General features: G+C 69.3%; 1 pseudogene. It reads left to right on the forward strand.

The annotated features are described in order from the left end of the window. Positions 1 to 445 precede the first annotated feature (445 nt). A pseudogene (locus ACIBEC_RS07050) lies at positions 446 to 589 on the forward strand (ABC transporter ATP-binding protein); the annotation flags it as partial.

Here is a 589-nt window from a genome sequence, read left to right on the forward strand (position 1 = left end):
CACCCTATCTCACTCGCTTCCCAAATACAGCCGCCTCCCCCGGGGCGTGGTGGCTGCCCCGGGGGCGGGGGGGGGGGCCGCGCCCCCCCCCCCGCCGCTCGACCGGTGCCCGGAGCCGGACTCGAACCGGCACGGCCTCGCGGCCAAGCAGTTTTAAGCTGCCCGTGTCTGCGTTCCACCATCCGGGCGTCCTGCGAAACCACCCTGAGCCTAGTCGCCCGGATCACTCTTTCGCATGTTCCCAGCCCCGGAAGTTGTCATGTTTCCTTGCCATCTGACGAACTGTCCGGGATTTCGGCCACGAAGGATAGTGGTTCCGGCCACCGCCCCTCCCTCAGGGTTCCCGTCATACCGCAGGAGGACGGATCAGCCCTCCCGTACGCCCAGCGATGGTCGGGCCAACCGTCCGGCGGAGCGACGCCAGACCATGATCACGTCCCGGAGCATGGAGGTACAAGCCCACGAGCACAAGGAGTCCCCCGTGACCACGTCGACCGCAACCGCCGTCCGTACCGGCCTGGCGGCCGCCCGCGCCACCGGCCTGAACAAGGTCTACGGGGAGGGGGAGACCCGCGTCGTCGCCCTCGAC

The organism is Kitasatospora sp. NPDC051164 (assembly GCF_044455625.1).
Lineage (GTDB): Bacteria > Actinomycetota > Actinomycetes > Streptomycetales > Streptomycetaceae > Kitasatospora.